Origin of the sequence: Pseudomonas sp. MIACH, from assembly GCF_001269925.1 — a bacterium.
Taxonomy (GTDB): Bacteria; Pseudomonadota; Gammaproteobacteria; order Pseudomonadales; family Pseudomonadaceae; genus Aquipseudomonas.
The window spans coordinates 38,505-54,472 of sequence record NZ_LHVO01000030.1 but is presented as its reverse complement, the minus strand read 5'-3'; the positions used below and the strand labels follow the sequence as shown (position 1 = coordinate 54,472).

Annotated in this window: 14 protein-coding genes and 1 pseudogene; 8 read left to right on the top strand and 7 right to left on the bottom strand. The window is 61.2% G+C overall.

What is annotated here, in order from left to right; translation table 11 throughout:
* Positions 1 to 156 precede the first annotated feature (156 nt).
* The 3 genes from AD670_RS12405 to AD670_RS12395 all read right to left on the bottom strand — a co-directional run bounded on the left by AD670_RS12405 (position 157) and on the right by AD670_RS12395 (position 4,200).
* Positions 157 to 2,643: a TonB-dependent receptor gene (locus AD670_RS12405; RefSeq protein ID WP_053132264.1), complete on the bottom strand. Its 2,487-nt coding sequence runs from the start codon at positions 2,641 to 2,643 to the stop codon at positions 157 to 159.
* A 104-nt stretch (positions 2,644 to 2,747) separates the two neighbouring features.
* Complete coding sequence (locus AD670_RS12400; RefSeq protein WP_053132263.1) at positions 2,748 to 3,698, bottom strand: FecR domain-containing protein; 951 nt, start codon at positions 3,696 to 3,698, stop codon at positions 2,748 to 2,750.
* Entirely contained in the window at positions 3,685 to 4,200 is a 516-nt protein-coding gene (locus AD670_RS12395; protein WP_053132260.1) for a sigma-70 family RNA polymerase sigma factor, read from the bottom strand. The genes AD670_RS12400 and AD670_RS12395 overlap by 14 nt, the downstream gene beginning before the upstream one ends.
* A gap of 160 nt (positions 4,201 to 4,360) precedes the next feature.
* On the opposite strand from AD670_RS12395, the gene AD670_RS12390 reads away from it, so the two are divergent.
* Positions 4,361 to 4,990 (top strand): LysE family translocator, encoded by a 630-nt coding sequence (locus AD670_RS12390; protein ID WP_053132323.1) that lies wholly within the window; start codon positions 4,361 to 4,363, stop codon positions 4,988 to 4,990.
* A 55-nt stretch (positions 4,991 to 5,045) separates the two neighbouring features.
* On the opposite strand, the gene inhA is transcribed toward AD670_RS12390, so the two are convergent.
* A complete protein-coding gene (gene inhA, locus AD670_RS12385) occupies positions 5,046 to 5,726 on the bottom strand; it encodes an isonitrile hydratase (protein WP_053132258.1) in 681 nt (226 codons plus the stop codon).
* A gap of 89 nt (positions 5,727 to 5,815) precedes the next feature.
* On the opposite strand from inhA, the gene AD670_RS12380 reads away from it, so the two are divergent.
* On the top strand, positions 5,816 to 6,784 hold the full coding sequence (locus AD670_RS12380; protein ID WP_053132256.1) for a GlxA family transcriptional regulator: 969 nt from the start codon (positions 5,816 to 5,818) through the stop codon (positions 6,782 to 6,784).
* Here AD670_RS12380 and AD670_RS12375 read toward each other — a convergent pair.
* The 3 genes from AD670_RS12375 to AD670_RS12365 form a co-directional block, all read right to left on the bottom strand.
* Complete coding sequence (locus AD670_RS12375) at positions 6,781 to 7,680, bottom strand: alpha/beta fold hydrolase (RefSeq protein WP_053132254.1); 900 nt, start codon at positions 7,678 to 7,680, stop codon at positions 6,781 to 6,783. The genes AD670_RS12380 and AD670_RS12375 overlap by 4 nt on opposite strands.
* A gap of 102 nt (positions 7,681 to 7,782) precedes the next feature.
* Positions 7,783 to 9,609, bottom strand: coding sequence for a glycoside hydrolase family 15 protein (locus AD670_RS12370; RefSeq protein ID WP_053132251.1), 1,827 nt, complete (start codon positions 9,607 to 9,609; stop codon positions 7,783 to 7,785).
* A complete protein-coding gene (locus tag AD670_RS12365) occupies positions 9,602 to 10,402 on the bottom strand; it encodes a glucose 1-dehydrogenase (RefSeq protein ID WP_053132247.1) in 801 nt (266 codons plus the stop codon). Before AD670_RS12365 ends, AD670_RS12370 begins: the two co-directional genes overlap by 8 nt.
* Positions 10,403 to 10,649: 247 nt before the next feature.
* Between AD670_RS12365 and AD670_RS32265 the strand changes: the two are divergent.
* The 6 genes and pseudogenes from AD670_RS32265 to AD670_RS12340 form a co-directional block, all read left to right on the top strand.
* A pseudogene (locus AD670_RS32265) lies at positions 10,650 to 11,246 on the top strand (HAD family hydrolase); the annotation flags it as partial.
* Between the two features lie 123 nt (positions 11,247 to 11,369).
* Entirely contained in the window at positions 11,370 to 12,593 is a 1,224-nt protein-coding gene (locus AD670_RS32260; RefSeq protein ID WP_053132244.1) for a transaldolase family protein, read from the top strand.
* Entirely contained in the window at positions 12,590 to 13,318 is a 729-nt protein-coding gene (locus tag AD670_RS12355; protein WP_053132241.1) for a hypothetical protein, read from the top strand. Before AD670_RS32260 ends, AD670_RS12355 begins: the two co-directional genes overlap by 4 nt.
* Before the next feature lie 10 nt (positions 13,319 to 13,328).
* A complete protein-coding gene (locus tag AD670_RS12350; protein ID WP_053132237.1) occupies positions 13,329 to 14,054 on the top strand; it encodes an SDR family NAD(P)-dependent oxidoreductase in 726 nt (241 codons plus the stop codon).
* Positions 14,051 to 15,187, top strand: a complete 1,137-nt coding sequence (locus tag AD670_RS12345; protein ID WP_053132234.1) for a hypothetical protein — start codon at positions 14,051 to 14,053, stop codon at positions 15,185 to 15,187. Before AD670_RS12350 ends, AD670_RS12345 begins: the two co-directional genes overlap by 4 nt.
* Positions 15,188 to 15,194: 7 nt before the next feature.
* Positions 15,195 to 15,965 (top strand): bifunctional 2-polyprenyl-6-hydroxyphenol methylase/3-demethylubiquinol 3-O-methyltransferase UbiG, encoded by a 771-nt coding sequence (locus tag AD670_RS12340; RefSeq protein ID WP_053132231.1) that lies wholly within the window; start codon positions 15,195 to 15,197, stop codon positions 15,963 to 15,965.
* Positions 15,966 to 15,968 lie beyond the last annotated feature (3 nt).

Genomic DNA, 15,968 nt, shown 5'->3' with positions numbered 1-15,968 from the left:
GGGTACGCGGTGATTGGGTGTGTTTTTGAGTGTAGAAACAAATGCAGGATTTTTCCTGCATAAAGGAAAAACCTTTTTTCAAAGGCGGTAGGAAGGGGGGACAAAGAGGGGGTGGCAGGGCGCACGAAGTGCCCTGCCTGCGGGACTTTCGCCAGATCAGAAGTTGCCTTTCAAACTCACCGTAAAATTTCGTGGCTCGCCATAAAAGTTACCCCAGGAGGCTGTACCCACCGTGTTGTAGTAACTTTTATCGAACAGATTGTTGCCGTTGAGTGCGACGGTCCAAGTGTCGTCGATACGGTACGCCACACGGGCACTCCAGGTTGCGTAACCGGCCTGTTCGAGCTTGATGGTCTGCACGCGGTAATTGCTGCTCTGAGCGTTGACGCCGGTGCCCACGCTCCATTTCGACAGGGCGCCGTCGAGCTGGTAGTCGCCCCACATGCGCAGCATGTGTCGAGGTACGTAGGTGTTGGACGTACCGCCCTCCAGGGCGGTATCGATGTTCTTCAGGGACTTGGTCTGGGTGTAGGTGTAGCCGCCGGATACCTGCAGGCGCTCGAGCACTTCACCGCTGATTTCCGCCTCCACGCCCTGGGCGCGCACCTTGCCGCTGTCGGTGTAGCAATAGCCGTCGGCGGAGGTCGGGCACTGGGCGATGTAATCGGATTCGGCCGCGTTTTTCTCGACGGCGCGGAACAGCGCCAGGGAGCTGTTGAGGCGCCCGTCGAACCATTCGCCCTTGATACCCAGCTCGTAGTTGTCACCGATCTTCGGCTTGAGCGCGGCGCCATCGAGCGTGGCATAGGAACTTTGCGGCTGGAAGATATCCGCGTAGCTGGCGTAAACCGACAGGTGCTCATTAAGGTCGTAGATCAGTGCGGCAAACGGCGTCACTTCACCGGTTTCCCGGGTGCGGGCATCCTGCAAGGCCCACTCGCCCCAGGCCAGGTTGTTGGACTGGCGACGGTTCTCGTACCAGCTCACGCGGCTGCCTACGATAAACATCAACGGCTCGGCCAGGCGCAGGCGCAAGGTGGTGTAGGCGCCGTACTGGGTCGCGGTCTCCTTCACCGTGCCGCCGCGATACATGTTCGGCCAGAAAGTGCTGTTGGCGGGCTCCGGGAAATGGTGGTCGGGTTGGTAGATGCCTTGGCGCCTGGGCAGGTTTTGGATCGCGTACACATCGTCCTGGGTACCGCGGCTGCCATTGGCACCGAGGATCAGTTCGTGTTCCAGCCCGAAGGCTTCGAACTTGCCGTCCACATAGGCGTCGAGGCCGAAGTCCTTGTGGTCGTAGTCCATCAGCGCCGCATAGGAGTTGGCCGTAGGCGTCGGGTTGCCGTAGGCAATGGTGCCTTCGCTGGCGGCGTATTTGGTGTCTTGCAGGTTGCGGCTGTGCACGGCCGCAACCTTGAGTTTCCAGTCATCGTTGAAGTGATGGGTGAGGTCGGTGAAGAAGGTGGTGCGCCGGCTTTGCCAGTCGTTCCAGGATTGGCCCAGGCAGGTGGAGCGGCTGAGGTGGGCGCTTTTGCCGTCGGCATAGCGCGGCAGGCCGCCCCAGCACGGTGTGGCGTCGACGTCTTCATAGCTGGCGCCGAAGCCCAGGGTGGTGTCGGCGTTGAGATCGACATCCAGGGCGCCATAGAACGCCTGGTCCTGGCGCTTGGAAATGTCCATGTAGGAACCGCGATTCTGTTGGCTGATCGCCGCGCGGCCGCGCACCGTACCGCTGTCATTCAGCGGGCCGCCGGTGTCGACGTCGGCGCGGTAGTTGTCCCAGGTGCCGGCGGACAGCGACAGGCTGGTGGTGGGCTTGGCCTGGGGCCGCTTGCGCACGAAGTTCACCGCGCCGCTGGCGGTGCCGGCGCCCTTGAGCATGCCGGCCGCGCCCTTGAGCACTTCCACGCGGTCGTAGATCGCCATGTTCGCGCTGAAGCTGTCGGCCTGCACGTAGTCCTTGCCCATGTCCAGGGGCACGCCATCGTACTGGTACTGGCCGAGCATCTTGAAACCACGGGAATAAAAATATTTGCCGCCCATGGGCGATTCGTAGGTGGTGATCCCGGGCGTGCGTTCCATCACGTCATCGATGGTGGTGAGGTTCTGGTCATCCATCAATTGGCGGGTCATCACACTCACCGATTGCGGCGTTTCCCGCAGGCTGTGTTCGCCCTTGCCGATCGTCACCGCACCCGTGGTGTAGGCCCCGGTGCCATCGGTGGTGGCGCCCAACCGCTCACCGGTGACCGTGGTGGCGCCCAGGTTCAGCGCGCCGCCGTCGGCCACTTGCGGCAACAGCAGCCAGGTACTGTTGCCCTGGCGCTGGGCTTGCAGGCCCTGGCCACGCAGCAACTGGCCGAGCGCCTGCTCGCGGTCCAGGCGACCACTCAGGCCCTGGCTGGTCTTGCCGGCGACGCTGGTGGCGTCATACGACAGGCTGATGCCGGCCTGGCGGGCGAACTGGTCCAGGGCCGTGGCCAGGGAACCGGCGGCGATGTTCCAGTCGCGGGCCTGGGTGTCGCTGGCCGGCGTTTCGGCCCATGCGAACGGCGGCGCGGTTGCGCAGCTCAGGCAGGCGCCGAGCAAGGCGGCGTGCACCGCGTGCTTGAGGGGTGAACGTGGGAAGGGGAACGCTTGCATGACCGCGGGATGCTCCTGAAGGAAGTGAACAGAACCGGCCTGTTGATCGGCCTTTCCTTACAGGTCGAGCGGCAATGAGAATTCACCTCATTTATTTTCGAATGTTAAACGCGGGCGGTGACGGTCACCCAGTAGCGGCTGCGGTAAGTGACATCGAGCTTGAGTGAGTGGGCTACCAGGCCCAGCACCTCATCGGTGTCGTCCAACTGATAAGTGCCCGACACCCGCAATCCGGCCACCGCTTCGCTGCAGCGCAGCAGGCCGTTGCGGTAGCGGCCCAGTTCGGCGAGGAAAGCATCCAGGCGCATGTCCCGGGCGCTGATCACGCCTTCGCTCCAGGCCCAAGGGTCCAGGCCATTGGCGGCGAGAGAACGAATGCCACTGCGGTCGAACAATACCCGTTCGCCGGGGTTGATCACTTGGCGCGCGCCGGCGACGTGGTTGTCGGCAAACACCGCCACCGTGCCCTGCTGCACGGCGAGCATGGTGCCTTGGATCTCTTCGTGCACCAGGAAGCGCGTGCCGAGGGCGCGCAGGTAACCGTCACGGGTCTGTACCCAGAAGGGCCGGTTGTCGGCACCGGGATTGACCAGTATTTCACCCTGGCGCAACTGCACCAGGCGCCGCTCCTGAGTAAACGCCGTGTCGAACGCGCTGGCGCTGTTCAGTTGGATGCGGCTGCCGTCGTTCAATGCCACCCAACGCCGTTCGCCGGTGGCAGTGCGGTAGTCGGCCATCAAGGCGGGCAGCGGGGTGTAGTCGCGGCCAAACCAGGTCAGGCCGGCCGCACCAGCCACCAGGCCGAGCAGCTTCAACCCTTCGCGACGGCTGATACGTCGACGTGCACCGTGCAGGGCGTGGCGGCCGACCTGCGCGGGCAGGTGGCTGAACTCATCATTCATCGCCGCCACCCGCTGCCAGACCTGCTGGTGTTCGGCGCTGGTGTGCAGCCAGCGCTCGAACGCAGCGGTGCTGGCGTCGTCGGCGACGTTGAAGCGCAGCTTGATCATCCACTGGATGGCCTGGTCGAGCAGGCGCGGGTCAGAGGTCGGCATAGCGCAACCGATAGCAGGCATGCAGCGCCTTGGACAGGTCACGCTCCACCGTGGCCTTGGACACCCCGAGGCGCAGGGCGATCTGCGCGCAGGTCAGGCCGTCCAGTTGCGCCAGCAGGAACGCTTCACGCACCCGCGGCTTGAGCTGGTCGAGCAGGCGGTCGATACGTTCCAGGCTGTCGAGAATCAGCAGGCGGGTTTCTTCCGACGGCACGTCGGCCTGGGGAAAATGCGCAAGGCTTTCGAGGTAGGCGCGCTCCAGTTCGCGGCGCCGATACTGGTCGATCATCAAGCTGCGGGCGATGCTGCTCAGGTACGCGCGCGGCTGCAGCACGGCCTGCTGTTTGCGTGCGTTGAGCAGGCGCACAAAGGTTTCCTGCGCGAGGTCGGCGGCACGTTCACGGCAACCAGTGCGTCGGCTCAACCAGCCGCGCAGCCAGGAGTGATGGGTGTGATAAAGCTGGCCGATGGCGGCATGGTCCAGTGGGTGATCGCTCGACATGGGCATCCTGGCGCAGCCGTCTTAATTGATAATGTTTCGCATTCTAGACGCTGGTCGTGGCCATTCGCAATTGCCGATGAACAATGTATCCAGCACAATTTTTTGTTCGCCCCGGGCCCAAGCACTAATCTGCAGGCTTTTCCCGGTGGACGGTTTGAGCATGATCGACTTTGCGACCCTGGCAGTTTTTTCAGGTGCTGTGCTGTTGTTGCTGTTATCCCCGGGGCCGAACATGGCCTTTGTGATCAGCCATGGCGTCACCCACGGCTGGCGCGGGGGAGTGGCCTCGGCCCTGGGCATCGGTGTGGCTGACGTGTTGCTGACCGCATTGACCGCCACCGGGGTGACGGCGTTGGTCGCCAGTTGGCCGCCATCCTTTGACGTGATCCGCTATGCGGGTGTGGTCTACCTGCTGTGGCTGGTGTTCAAAACACTGCAGAAAAAAACCTTGCCGGACGCGACCGACCTGCACCGCGTACCCCTTGGCCGGGTGTTTCTGCAGGCCATGTTTAACAGCCTGCTCAACCCCAAGGCGTTGCTGTTTTTTGTGGTGTTTTTGCCGCAGTTCGTAAGGCCGCAGGCGGGCGCCATCGGCATGCAGTTGATGCTGTTGGGCGGCGTGCTTACCCTCATCGCGGGCGTGTTTCACCTGCTGTTGGGCATGTTTGGCGGGGCGCTGAGCCGCTTCTTCGCCAGGCGCCCAACAGGCGCCTGGCTACAGAAATGGGGCTTGGCGACGGTGCTGACAGTGCTGGCGGTGCGCTTGGCGGTAATGTCTCGCCCCGCCTGACCCCGAAAAGGCATGGATTATGTGGCGAGCAAGCTTGCTCGCCACAGGTACAGGGTCAGCCCAATCGTGCCGCCGCGCGCGCCACTATCTCACCCCGCGTTTTGCGCGACTCAGTCGTGCGTTTTTTGGCTTCCTCCAGCACCTGCGCAGGCGCCGTGTCCGGGCTACCCGAATCGAACGGCGGCGCCGGCGCATATTCAATCTGCAACTGCACCAGTTGCGCCGCCGCTTCGCTGTACAACTCCGCCGCCAGCACCAGGGCAAAGTCGATACCGGCGGTAATGCCGCCGCCGGTGAACAGGTTGCCGTCACGCACCACACGCGCCTGTACCGGGATGGCGCCGAGCGGGGCGAGCATGTCGTGGTAGGCCCAGTGTGTCGTCGCCTTGCGCCCGCGCAGCAACCCTGCCGCGCCGAGCACCAGCGAGCCGGTGCACACCGAGGTCACGTAGCGTGCGGTCTGCGCGTGGGCCTTGAGGAAGTCCAGGGTCTGCGGGTCTTCCATCAATGCGCCCACGCCGGAACCGCCGGGCACGCAGATCACATCCAGCTTCGGGCAGTCGGCATAGGTCATGGTCGGCGTGAACACCAGGCCCGTGCTGGAAGTGACCGGCGCCAGGTCCTTCCACACAAGGTGCAACTTCACATCCGGCAGCGAACCCAATACGTCGTAGGGGCCGGTCAGGTCCAGTTGCTGAATGCCGGGAAACAACAGAAAGCCGATCTGCAAGGTCATGAATGAAGCTCCGATCAAGGGGTAGACGGCTTCACTCTAGAGGCCTAGGCTTTGGCGAATACGCCATTGAACCCACGAATCACGCCAATATGCCCAGAATCGTTCACGTGCTCGCTTTCGATAATGCCCAGGTGCTCGACGTCACCGGGCCGTTGCAGGTGTTTGCGTCGGCCAATGACCTGGCACGCCAGCGTGGCGCACCGCTGCCTTACGCGGTCACGGTGATCGCCGACCAGGCCGGACCGGTGATGACCTCTGCCGGCCTGGCGCTGTTGGCTGAGCCGTTGCCCGCGGTCGACCAGCCCTGCGACACCCTGGTGATCGCAGGTGGCTGGGGCGTGTACGGCGCCGCCGAAGACCCGGCGTTGGTCGATTGGGTGCGCGAGAAAGCCCGGCACACCCGGCGCATGGCTTCGGTGTGCACCGGCGCGTTTTTGCTCGCGGCCAGTGGCTTGCTCGATGGCTGCCGCGTCGCCACCCACTGGACGCGTTGCGAAGAACTGGCGCGCAAGTTCCCGGCGTTGACCGTGGAGGCCAACCCGATCTTTATCCAGCAAGGTGCGGTGTGGACTTCTGCCGGTGTGACCGCCGGCATCGACCTGTGCCTGGCCCTGGTCGAAGAAGACCTGGGCCGCGCCGTGGCCCTGGAAGTGGCGCGGCACCTGGTGGTGTTCCTGAAGCGGCCCGGTGGCCAGTCGCAATTCAGCGTGACCCTGTCCCTGCAAAAGGCCGGCAGCCGTTTTACCGAACTGCACGCCTGGATGGCCGAGCACCTGACCCTCGACCTGAGTATCCCGACCCTGGCTGCCCAGGCCGGCATGAGCGAACGCAGCTTTGTGCGTCACTACCGCGCCGAAACCGGCCAGACGCCCGCGCGCGCCGTCGAACTGATCCGCGTCGAAACCGCGCGCCGGCAGTTGGCCGACAGCACGGCGTCGATCAAACGCATCGCCGTGCAGTGTGGGTTTGGCTGTGAAGAAACCTTGCGCCGCAGCTTTATGCGGGCCTTGTCGGTGACGCCCCAGGCCTACCGCGAGCGCTTCTCGCCGGTGGCCTAGGCGAGCAATTCAAACAGGGCGTCGAGGGTGGCCCGAGGCGCTTCCTGGGGAATATTGTGGCCCACGCCAGGTAACACCTCCCGCCGGTAAAAAGCGCTGAAATGCTCCACGTCGTCATCCTCTTGCGGCGGTGGGCCGACACCGTCGTCGGCACCGCACAGCGAAATGCTCGGCACCCCAATCGCCGGTTGCCGCGCCAGGGCCTGCTCGATGGCTTCCAGCGCCGGATCGCCAGGCGCATACATGAAACGGTGGCGATAGGAGTGAATCACCACCTCGACAAAATCCGGGTTATCGAATGACGGCGCCGTCTGCCCATACAGCCCAGGCCCCTCGGCCCAGGACGGCGACCACAGCGACCACAGCAACTCACAGAGTTCGCGGCGATTGGCCGTCAGCCCGTCCACACCGCGCTGGGTGTGAAAGTAGAACTGGTACCACAACCGATGCTCCGTCGCCGGCGCCCGTGGCGAGAGCGACTTGGCAATGTCCTGGATGTTATAGCCATCGCCGGTGACCAGCCCTCGCACCCGTTCAGGCCACAGCGCCGCGACGATACACGCGGCCCGCCCACCCCAGTCATACCCCGCCAACGTGGCACGCGGGATCGACAGTGCATCCATGAAATCCAGCAGATCCTTGCCCAGCGCCGCCTGTTGGCCGGAGCGCATCACCTGCGCGTTGATAAACCGCGTAGGGCCATAACCGCGCAGGTACGGCACCAGCACCCGGTAGCCGCGTTCCGCCAGCACCGGCGCGACTTCATCATAGCCGCGAGGGTCGTAAGGGAAACCATGCAGCAGGATCACCGCTTCGCCGTCGGCGGGGCCATGGGCTTCATAAGCCACGTCGAGCATGGAGGTGCGCACGTAGAGCAGGGGGGCGGCGGTGGTCATGATGGGCTCCTGTCAGGTGTTGGAACTCTAGTCGAAAGACGTGACGGCATGCCCTGCTTTTGATGACAGGGCGCTGACGTGTCCAGGGCAATCGACTTGATCTCAGGGCTGCCAGGTAGTCTTCTCCCCACTGAGCTTGCGGTCCAGGAATGTCGCCGCGCTGATCAACGCCAGATGGCTCAACGCCTGGGGCGTATTGCCCAGGTGGCGGGCCTGGCTGTCGAACTCTTCGGCGTACAGACCCAGTGGGTTGGCGTAGCGCAACAGTTGTTCGAATTCCAGGTGGGCTTTCTCGACTTGCCCGGCGCGGGCGAGGCATTCGACGTACCAGAACGAGCAGGCGGCAAAGGCGCCTTCGGTGCCTTGCAGGCCGTCGATCGCGTTGTCGTCGTTGCGGTAGCGGTAGACCATGCCGTCACGCACCAGGCTTTGCTGGATCGCCTCCAAGGTGCTCAGCCAGCGCGGATCGGTGGCCGCGACAAAGCGTACCAGCGGCATCAGCAGCATCGAACCGTCCAGTGCGGTGCTGCCGATATGCTGCACAAAATGCCCGCGTTCTTCGTTCCAGAAGTTGCTCCAGATATCGGCGTAGATCGCCTGGCGCGTCTGGTCCCAACGGGCAAACGGCGCCGGCAACGAGCGCTTGGAAGCCAGGCGGATCGCACGGTCCAGGGCCACCCAGCACATCAGCCGCGAATGCAGGAAGTGATGCTGCTCGCCGCGCATTTCCCAGATGCCCACGTCTTTGCGGTTCCAGATTTCGCAGACCTGATCGGTGACTTCCACCGTGTGTTTCCAGCCCTCGTGGGAGATGGCCTCGCCGTACTTGTTGACCAGGTACACCGCGTCCATCAACTCGCCATAAATATCCAGCTGGATCTGGTCAACCGCGCCATTGCCGACGCGCACCGGCTTGGCGCCGCCGTGACCGCTGAGGTGGTCCAGCTCGGTTTCGGGCAGTTCCTGGCGACCGTCGATGCCGTAGAGGATATGGATCTTGGTCGGCTGGCCGCAGCAGTCGCTGACCCGACCCTTGAGCCAGCGCATATAGGCGTTGGCCTCTTCGACAAAACCCAGGCGCATAAAGGCGTAGACGGTAAACGAGGCGTCGCGGATCCAGGTGTAGCGATAGTCCCAGTTGCGTTCGCCTGCGGGGGTTTCCGGCAGGCCGAAGGTGGCGGCAGCGATGATCGCGCCGTGTTTGCGCGAGGTCAGCAGTTTGAGGGCCAGGGCCGAGCGGTTGACCATTTCGCGCCAGCGCCCGCGGTAGTTCGACTGCGCAATCCAGCCGCGCCAGAACTTCAGGGTGTGGGCCAGCGCCAGGTCGGTGCAGCTGTGGTTGACACGCTCATCGTCCTGGCCGCCGAGGACAAATTCGGCGCCTTCTTCCTGACGCAAGGTAAAGCTGGCCACGGCGGCGTTATTTTCCAGTTGCAGTGGATGGCTGCTGGATAAGCGCACGCCGGGCTGGCCGTCGGCACTGAAGCACACGGTGCCGTTATCGACGGCGGCGTGGGTGGGCGTGCGTGCATAGTCATGGCGCACGGCGCAGCGCAGGTGAATGGTTGCCTGGCCGCTGACCACGCGTACGCGGCGAATCAGCAGGGGCAGGTCATCGATTTCCTCGCTGATGGTCAACAGGTCGGTGATTTCCACCACGGCCTCATCGCTGAGCCAGCGGGTCTGCAGCACATTGGTGTCGGGCAGATAGATTTGTTCGCGGCGGGCGTTGGGCAGGTCCGGGGTGAGCTGGAAAATACCGGCGTCGGGGGTATCCAGCAGTGAGCAGAAGATCGATGGACTGTCGAATTCCGGCCAGCAGAAGAAGTCGATGCTGCCTTTATCGTTCACCAGCGCCGCGCTGCGCATATCGCCGATGATGCCGTGGGCATCGATGGCGCTTTGTGGTTCGTTTTTCAAATCAACCATTGTCACGAAACTCCGGGTAAAGGCTCATGCCGCCATCAATGAACAGGGTGCTGCCGACCACGTAGTCGGAGGCGTCACTGGCCAGCCACACCACCGCGTTGGCCACGTCTTCCACGTCGCCGACCCGGCCATAGGGGATCAACTTGAGCAGCTCCTGTTCAGCCGCGCCTTCGGTGGCCGCACGGTTGATCGCCGTACGAATCGCCCCCGGCGCAATGCCGTTGATGCGGATGCGCTGCTCGCTGACTTCCTGGGCGAGGGTGCGCATCAGCATGTCCACGCCACCCTTGGACGCCGCGTAGTTCACATGCCCGGCCCATGGGATCAACTGGTGCACCGAGCTCATGTGGATGATTTTGCCGGCGGCACGGGATACGCCTTCACGGATGCCCTGGCGCTTGAACAGGCGCACTGCGGCACGGGCACAGAGGAACTGGCCGGTAAGGTTGACGCCGATCACGCTGTTCCAGTCGTCGAGGGTCATGTCGACGATGGCGGCGTCCTTCTGCATACCGGAGTTGGCCACCAGGATATCCAAGTGGCCGAAGGCATCGAGCGTCTGGGCGAACAGGCGTTCTACATCGGCCTCTTTCGACACATCAGCACCGATCGCAATCGCCCGGCCACCCTCGGCGTTGATCTGCTGTGCCAGGGCCTCGGCCGGTGCGGCCTGGCTGTTGTAATTCAGCACCACGGCCGCGCCGGCTTGCGCCAGAGCCTTGGCGGCACCGGCGCCGATACCCGAACTGGCGCCCGTGACCAGTGCTACTTGTTGCTCCAACGAGATACGCATTGCCCACCCGCCCTTAAATTCGTGAGTTCAAGTAGCTGACTGACGGCGCCCGAAGGAAGTTCATCGGTGTGAAATTAGCGACTACAACCATGGTGAAAAATGGAATAACAGAAGAATAAAAAATAACCATAAGATACTAAAAAACCGCTAAAAAGCGTTTGGCAGGGTTTTTTGCCCCGTGTCTTATAAGCACATATCAACCCGCTCCGCTGGTAGTTCGGAAGTCATGCGGAGTCACCTATAAGAGATGCCTATGTGTTTATCGGCAGTTATAGGGGAACTACCAGAACAGGCGGCAACGACCTTGCCTAAGTTAGTTATCTTCGATTGCGATGGCGTACTTGTCCAAAGCGAAGAGATTACCCTGACTGTATTGATCTCCATGCTTAATGCGCATGTACCTCACGCTAAGACACTGGACAGTGCGTATTTTATTGAGCACTTTCGTGGGCGAAAGATTGCCGATTGTTTGCGTGAGGCTGAGCAGTTATTAGATATTTGTCTGGGGCCGACGTTTGAACACGACTTCCGCGTGCGGGCCATGGAAGCATTGACCCTTGAGTTAACCGCGACCGATGGCATCGTTGAGGTATTGAGCGTACTGCAGATGCCTTATTGCGTAGCCTCCAGTGCGCCGCGCAATAAGATCGAGGAGTGTCTGCGCCTGGTGGGACTGTTGCCTTATTTTCAAGGGCGAATATTCAGTTGTTATGAAGTTGGACGTTGGAAGCCGGACCCTCTGGTGTTCTTAACGGCGTGTGCAACTTATAACGTTGCGCCGTGTGAGGCGCTGGTTATTGAAGACAGTGTCACCGGGGTGCAAGCCGCTGTGGCGGCCAATATAAAAGTCCTGGGATTTGGCCCGATGCCTCGACATCGATTATTGGCCGAAGCCGGTGCATTACCGTTTGCCGATATGCGTGAGTTACCGACCCTTATTGATCAAGTCATTCAAGGAGCAAGTGTTGTGGGCACACTGGGTTATATAGAACGGCTTAAACGCAATGATCAATGTTCTGAAGTGTGGTGGGATTCGTCGCCGGTGGTGTACGCGCCTTACAAAAAACATTTGTTGGATAAGTATCCGGCCGCGGCCGCCCATATCGAGCAGTTGATGCCGCAGGATATCTCCCAGCCCTGGGGGCTGAGCAGTGTGACCACCAACCCTCGGCTGGTGACGGCGGCGATCCTCGACAAGCGGGAGTATTGGACGTCGCGGTTTAATCTGGCCAGCCTGTCGGCAGGGGAGTTGCGCAAGCAGCTGTATAACGAAGTGATTGCGCAGGGCGCTGAGACGCTCAAGCCGCTGTGGGTTCAATCGGCTCAGGTTGACGGCTGGATATGCGCCCAGGTCGACCCCTCGGATGTGCGCTGCACCGAACGCATGACCGCCCGAGGCTTGGAGCTGCAGCGCCTGGCAGCGAATGTGATGGTGAAAGTGCCGGGCAGTCTGGAAGGGTTCGCGACCATCGAACAACTGGTGGCCCAGGGCGTCTCGGTCAATATCACGTTCTGCTTCACCGTCTCGCAGTTCCAGGCCGGTATCCAGGCGATCGAGCGGGGCATGGCCACGGCTCGCGGCAACGGCATCGACACCGATCATTGCAAGTACGTGATCACCTTTATGATCGGGCGTTTTGCCTGCCAACCCGAGTTCGCGTTGCAGGCCGCAGAGCGTGGCCTGACGCTGGGCCCGGAGGAACTGCGCTGGGCCGAGCTGCTGGTTTACCAGCAGATCCAGGCCTTGGTGGCAGCCTCGAAAGTACCGGTCAAAACCTTGTTGTCGAGTATCAAGGTCGACGTTGACGACCGTGGCCACAAGCACTGCTGGCATCTGGAAAAGACCGGGCTGACGGCGACGTGCTACACGCTGACGCCGGATGTGGTGGAGTTTCTGATCGAGCGTGAAAGCCACGGTAAACCAGTGGCACCCGCCAGTGAACCGGTGCACGCGCCGCCTGAGACGTTCGCCAAACTGCTGTGCATTCCGTACTTCTGTGAAGCCTATTTCATCGACAGCATCGAACCCTACGACTTTGGCAATCATGAAGCGTTTATCAACGCCTGCAACGAAGCCAACAGTGCACAGCGGCGCCTGACCGATTACTGCGTGCGCCTGTGCCCGGTGACGAAGCCTTTCGCACGCTCGCTCAACGCCATCCTGGCCGCTGAATATGGGGTGCTGGCATGAACAAGATGGTCGGGTTATGGGCGCACCCGCGCTCCCGTTCCACGGTGTTGGAACGGGTGTTTATCGAGCGCGGGGATTTCGAGGTTTTCCACGAGCCCTTTGCGCATATGGCGTTTTCTGCGGATTCGGCGATTCCCTCGGATGAGTGGGACCACAGCTTGCCCACCACGTATCAGGGCATAAAAGCGCAACTGATCAAGGCCCGGGAAGGGGCCAATGTGTTTCATAAAGACATGTGTTACCACTGCCTGGATGACTTGAAAGTCGACCGGGAATTCCTGGCGCAACAGCACAATGTTTTTATTATTCGTGAACCCGCCGGCAGCATTATTTCCCATCATCGGATACACCCCGATATGCCCGTGCAGGCTATCGGGCATAAAGCCTTGTACGAGATCTTTTGTGTGGTGACCAAACTCACCGGGCAAGTGCCTTATGTGATTAATGCAGACGATCTCGCCGCCGAACCGGAGCGGGTCGTGCGCAAGTTGTGTGATTACTTGCAGATTGAATTCCTGCCCCACGCCATGACCTGGAAGCGCGAATGTCCCCCACAGTGGAAAACCTGGAGAAGTTGGCATGTGGCGGCGCAGAACAGCGAGCGCATTGTATCGGCGGATAAACAGCCCATCGACATGGACGCGTTTGACCAGTCGCCAAAATTAAAAGCCTTGTATGAATACCATCGACCGTTCTACGCCCGCATGAATGCATTTTGCCAATAAGGATTGTGGTATGAAAAAGTTGATTGTCACCGGTGCAGCTAATGGAATTGGTCGAGCGACCGTAGAAAAAGCTATCCAGGCCGGTTACTTCGTTATTGGTGCCGATAAGGATGCCGACGGCCTGCGTGCCTTGCAGCGCACTTACCCGTCGGATGTATTGGAAACACATGTCGCGGACTTTTCCCAACAGGCGGTGATCAAGGGATTTATACCTGCGCTGTATGATCGCCACGCAACGATTGATGCATTAATCAATAACGCCGGTATTTACCACGGCAAAAGTGTCTACGCCTATTCCGATGCTGAAGTGGACGAGATACTTAATGTCAACCTCAAGGCATTGGTCTATCTCTCCAAAGACTTCGCCGAACGCGAAATGCAGCACGAAGCGCCGCGCAGCATCGTCAATATCGCCTCCGTGGCCGGCGAGGTAGGCAGCTGCGATGCCTTGTACGGCGCCACCAAGGCGGCGGTGATCGGCCTGACCAAAGCCAACGCCTGGAATTTCGCACCGTTCGTGCGGGTTAACGCGGTCTCGCCGGCGCTGATCCATGACACCGCCATCTACGACACCATCCCCGAGTACCGCCGCGCCGAGTACGCGCGCCAGGAAATCCTCAAGGACCCGATCCTGCCCAGCGGCGTTGCCGAGGTCATTCTGCTGCTGATCAGCGATGCCATGCGGCATATCACCGGCCGGGTCATTCCGGTGGACAACGGAGCTTACCCACGATGAAGCCGTCAGCCCCTAAGAAGAAACTGTTGCTGGTGGGCGCGGGCAACCTGTGCCTGCAGATCCTGAAGATCCTCGGGCCGAAAAATGCCTTTGAATTCGTGGTGCTGGGGCGCAATGAAGACGCGACCTTGCGGCTGTGCAACCTGGTGGCACTGTCGTGTGCGCAGTTGGGGCACGACATCGCGATCAAGCCGGTGATTGCCGACCTCACCGATATCGACCGGGTGACGCGGGTGCTGCGTGAAGAGGCCCCGGACATGGTGGTCAATTGTGCGTCGTTGCAGTCGTGGCGGGTGATCACCGGGTTGCCCAAGCTCTCCTTCGAACAACTCGACCAGGCGCAGTTCGGGCCCTGGCTGCCCATGCACCTGACGCTGATGCATGACTTGATGCAGGCGGTAAAAGCCTCCGGCATCGTGACCCGGACGGTCAATGCGGCCTTTCCCGATGCGGTCAACCCGATCCTGGCCAGGGTCGGTCTGGCGCCGGATATTGGCGTGGGTAATGTGGCCAACCTGATCCCGGCTGTGCGCTTTTCCATCGCGCGGCTGCTGGAGTGTGCGCCTGCCGATGTGCAGGTGCGCCTGTATGCCCAGCACTATTTCAGCCACTACGTGCCACGCGGCGGCTTGCCCCCGCGTGCCAGTTACCGCTTGTTGTATGAGGTTCGTGACCGCCTGGCCGTGAACCACCTGCCGGCTGAAGCGATTTTTTCCACGGTTAAATCCGAGTACCGCCGCCTGGGCGGTATCGATGGGCAGTTCCTCACGGCGTGCTCGGCGGTCACCGTGATCGAAGGGCTGTTTTCGCCGACGCCGGTGCTGGTGCACGCGCCCGGGCCGCTGGGGTTGCCGGGCGGGTATCCGGTGTGGCTGCAGCAGGGTCAGATCAAGGTGCAGTTCAGTGATGAGTGCCCCCAAGACGAAGCCGTGCGCATCAACACCATCTGCCAGAGCCAGGATGGCATCGACGAAATTCATTGCGATGGTTCGGTCACCTTCAACCCGCAATGCATGGCCGTGATGCAGGCGATGCTGGGGTACTCGAAGAAAACCATGTCCATCGAACAGTCCGCCGAGTTTGCCCGTGAGCTGTCGAGCAAATACCTGTCTTTCAAACATTCAACCTGGTAGGTGTGTGATGAATCAGATGTCGGGGCACAAGCACAACGAAGTCGCCAGTTACGCGACGCAATACTCGAAAAAATTCGTCGAGCGCTGGGATGATTTGATCGATTGGGACAAAAGAAAAGCGGGGGAGAACGGTTTCTTTGAAAACCTGCTGAAGCAGCACGGCGTGAAGTCGGTCATCGACGTCTCCACGGGCAGTGGTTTTCATGCGGTACAGCTTAAGCAGGCGGGGTTCGATGTCGTCGCCACGGACGGCAGCAGTACGATGCTGACCAAGGCCCGCGAGAACTTTCGCCAACGCGGGTTGGCGATCGAATCGCACTACAGGGATTGGCAGTCTCTCGACCCCGACGAACTGGGGCGCTTCGATGCGGTGGTGTGCCTGGGCAGTTCGCTGTGCCATGTGTTTGCAGCCCATGAGCGGTTGCAGGTGCTGGAGAAATTCAGGGCATTGCTCAATCCGGGCGGCTTGCTGGTTGTGGATCAACGTAACTTCTTTGCCATTCGCGCAGGCAAGTTCAAATCCAGCGGTCATTACTATTACTGCGGTACGCACGCCTCCGTCGGCTTGGGGCAGGTTGATGAACACGTGTGTGAGTTCATCTACTCGTTTGATAACGCCGAGCAGTACCGGTTGCAGGTCTATCCGCTGTTGCCGGGCGAGTTGAAGGGGGAGGTGCTCAAGTCCGGGTTTTGCGCCCATGAGAGTTACGGTGATTTCCAGCGTGACTACGACATGATGGATTGTGATTTTGTCATCCACACGGCGCGCGCCGTTTAAGGA